Raw genomic sequence first — 3,415 nt, 5'->3', positions numbered from 1 at the left:
AAATATATTTCTTTAACCAAATAGTCTGGTGGCGATGGCGAGAAGGTCACACCCGTTCCCATACCGAACACGGAAGTTAAGCTTCTCAGCGCCGATGGTAGTTGGGGGTTTCCCCCTGTGAGAGTAGGACGCCGCCGGGCTGTTTGAACAATTTAATGGATTACATATTATTCATTTGAATAATATATTATTATCGACGCGGGGTGGAGCAGTTCGGTAGCTCGTCGGGCTCATAACCCGAAGGTCGCAGGTTCAAATCCTGCCCCCGCAATAATCCATCTTTTTATACATATTGGTCCCGTGGTGTAGTGGTTAACATGCCTGCCTGTCACGCAGGAGATCGCCGGTTCGACCCCGGTCGGGACCGCCATTTTTATAAATTGATAGATTAGCAGGACGAAACAGTGTTTCGTTTTTTTTATTGTCTAAAAGGATTAAATAGCTGGTTTTTTTGCTCGTCATTGATAAATCGTGTAAACTACATATAGAATCGTCATCCTTAGGAGACATCCTAAGGTTTTTTTGTATTATAAAATCGACTGTTAGTTAGGTGATATATATGGCAAGTTATCAATTCATTTCAAAGCAGCCTGAAGAGACAAAGGATTTTGCCAAGAAGCTGGCGGGTCTTCTTCAAGCGGGAGATGTGATTGCCCTAGAAGGGGACTTGGGTGCAGGAAAAACAACTTTTACAAAGGGCCTAGCGGAAGGATTGGGAATTACGAGGAATGTGAACAGTCCAACATTCACGATCATCAAGGAGTACCAGGGACGTCTTCCGTTATACCATATGGATGTATATCGCGTTGAAGATGCGTTTGAAGATCTTGGTTTTGAAGAATACTTTGAAGGTAATGGTGTGACAGTCGTTGAATGGGCTCATTTAATTGAATCCCAGCTGCCTGAAGAGCTATTGCTCCTTCAATTGTATCTTGATGAAAATGGAGCTAGAAGAATCGTTGCTGAGCCAAAGGGCAATCGGTATGAAGAATTGTGTAAGGAGATTTTTTAAATGAAAGTATTATCGATTGATACGTCCAATTATGTTTTAGGTATTGGTCTTCTTGATGGTGAGACAGTTTTGGGCGAGTATATTTCCAATATAAAAAAGAATCATTCGGTACGCGTCATGCCGGCGATTCAGACATTGATGGAAGAGTGTAATATAAAACCAGGCGATCTATCGAAGATAGTCGTCGCTGAAGGGCCTGGATCATACACTGGTGTACGGATTGGAGTAACAATCGCGAAAACGATGGCCTGGACATTGAAAATCTCGTTATCAGGCGTATCGAGCTTGAGGTTGCGGCAGCATCTGCAGGCCGCTATTTTGACGGATATGTTTCTCCTTTCTTTGATGCGCGGAGAGGACAGATTTATACAGGTTTGTATAAGTTCGAGAATCAACATTTGCAGATTGTAAAAGCTGATCAGCTTGTTATGTCAGCTGATTGGGTAAAAACATTGAATGAAACGGACAGCAGGGTTCTGTTCACAAGCAATGACTTAAAACTCCATGAAGATGTCATCAAGGAAGAGCTTGGTGACAAAGCAGTTTTTGCAGCTGTCACTGAACTCAATCCTAGACCAGCAGAGCTAGCATTATTGGGGCGGGATAAAGAGGCTGTTGACCTTCATACATTCGTTCCTAATTATATCCGCCTGGCAGAAGCAGAAGCTAATTGGCTGAAAGCGCAAGAGACTAAAAAATAAGCGGGAAGAGAAGATGAATAATACAATAACGTTCCGGAATATGACGGTTGATGATCTGGATCAAGTGATGGAGGTAGAGGTTAATTCCTTTACGATTCCATGGAGCAAGGAAGCCTTTTTCAACGAATTGACGAAGAATCAGTTTGCTCAGTATCTTATAGTGGAAGTAGATCAGAAGGTAGTTGGCTACTGTGGAGTGTGGATTATCATTGATGAAGCACATATCACTAATATTGCCTTGCTTCCGGAATTTAGAGGATTGAAGCTGGGTGAGGCGCTAATGGGCAAGGTATTGGAGCTGGCTCGTGAAATGGGCGCATTAAGGGTGACGCTTGAAGTCAGGGTCAGCAATGAAAGGGCCCAAAACCTTTATCGCAAGTTTGGATTCGAACAAGGGGCTATTAGAAAACAGTATTATACAGACAATATGGAAGACGCTTTAGTAATGTGGGTGAATTTATAATGACAAAAGATCAATTGATAATGGGAATAGAGACGAGTTGTGATGAGACGGCTATAGCGATTGTGAAAAATGGACGAGAAATCCTTTCGAATGTAGTCGCCTCTCAGATTGAGAGCCATAAGCGTTTCGGCGGGGTAGTTCCGGAGATTGCATCAAGGCACCATGTTGAACAGGTCACGCTTGTGTTAGAGGAAGCATTAGCCCAGGCAAATGTGGATATTAAGGATTTGGACGCCATTGCGGTGACAGAAGGCCCTGGCTTGGTTGGTGCATTATTGATCGGGGTGAACGCAGCCAAAGCATTGGCGTTTGCGAATGGCATTCCACTCATTGGTGTCCATCATATTGCCGGCCATATCTATGCAAACCGCCTTGTGACGGAGATGAACTTCCCGCTGCTTTCACTTGTCGTGTCCGGCGGGCATACTGAGCTCGTATATATGAAAGCACACGGTCATTTCGAGGTGATTGGCGAGACACGATGATGCAGCAGGCGAAGCCTATGACAAGGTAGCGAGAACGTTGCACCTTCCTTATCCAGGCGGTCCGCATATCGACAGGCTGGCTCATGAAGGAAAGGCAACAATCGACTTGCCACGTGCATGGCTTGAGGAAGGCTCTTATGATTTCAGCTTTAGTGGCTTGAAGTCTGCTGTGATCAACGTTGTGCATAACGCACAGCAGCGTGGAGAGGAAATAATACCGGAAGAGCTTGCAGCTAGCTTTCAGGAGAGTGTTATTGATGTGCTTGTCACAAAAACGCAAAGAGCTGTGAAAGAATACGGAGTAAAACAAGTGCTGCTTGCGGGAGGAGTTGCGGCGAATAAAGGCTTGAGAGAGAAGTTATCCACAGAGTTTGCAGATTCAGATGTGGAAATTGTCATTCCTCCATTGTCTCTATGCACAGACAATGCTGCGATGATTGCAGCTGCCGGCAGTGTTTTTTATGAAAAAGGCCAACGGGCCGATTTAACCTTGAATGGAAATCCAGGTCTGGAGATAACTATCCACAACGAAAGTCGGACGTAAAAATTTGTTGTCAGACTCTTCTGTGGATATGTTGGTGTTTTGGGTGTGGAATTGTGGATAATGTGGATAAATAAGGCTTTTTTTGTGGATAATGTGGAAAACTATCTGGATAAGCCATAAATCAGTTTTTACTATGTGAATAACTATGCGAACAAAAGTCCCGGTTACAAATCGGGACTTTTTTTGTTGGTTAGGAAACTATCACTAGCG

At 43.9% G+C, this 3,415-nt stretch carries 2 protein-coding genes, 2 tRNA genes, 1 rRNA gene and 2 pseudogenes; all 7 read left to right on the top strand.

The features are described 5' to 3' along the window. The first annotated feature begins 24 nt into the window (after positions 1–24). Positions 25–140 (top strand): 5S ribosomal RNA (rrf, locus tag JCM21738_RS21205). Positions 141–197: 57 nt separating this feature from the next. Further along, a tRNA-Met gene (locus JCM21738_RS21200) sits at positions 198–271 on the top strand. Positions 272–294: 23 nt separating this feature from the next. Further along, positions 295–370, top strand: a tRNA-Asp gene (locus JCM21738_RS21195). A 189-nt stretch (positions 371–559) separates the two neighbouring features. Beyond that, on the top strand, positions 560–1,012 hold the full coding sequence (gene tsaE, locus JCM21738_RS21190) for a tRNA (adenosine(37)-N6)-threonylcarbamoyltransferase complex ATPase subunit type 1 TsaE (protein WP_023626314.1): 453 nt from the start codon (positions 560–562) through the stop codon (positions 1,010–1,012). Next, positions 1,013–1,713: pseudogene (gene tsaB, locus JCM21738_RS21185) on the top strand (tRNA (adenosine(37)-N6)-threonylcarbamoyltransferase complex dimerization subunit type 1 TsaB). 13 nt (positions 1,714–1,726) lie between these two features. Beyond that, a complete protein-coding gene (rimI, locus tag JCM21738_RS21180) occupies positions 1,727–2,176 on the top strand; it encodes a ribosomal protein S18-alanine N-acetyltransferase (protein WP_023626312.1) in 450 nt (149 codons plus the stop codon). Continuing rightward, positions 2,176–3,205: pseudogene (gene tsaD, locus JCM21738_RS21175) on the top strand (tRNA (adenosine(37)-N6)-threonylcarbamoyltransferase complex transferase subunit TsaD). The gene rimI and the pseudogene tsaD overlap by 1 nt, the downstream one beginning before the upstream one ends. Positions 3,206–3,415: the final 210 nt, after the last annotated feature.

It is taken from the genome of Mesobacillus boroniphilus JCM 21738 (assembly GCF_000517385.1).
Classification (GTDB): Bacteria; Bacillota; Bacilli; order Bacillales; family Cytobacillaceae; genus Mesobacillus; species Mesobacillus boroniphilus.
This window is presented reverse-complemented; position numbering and strand designations above follow the sequence as displayed.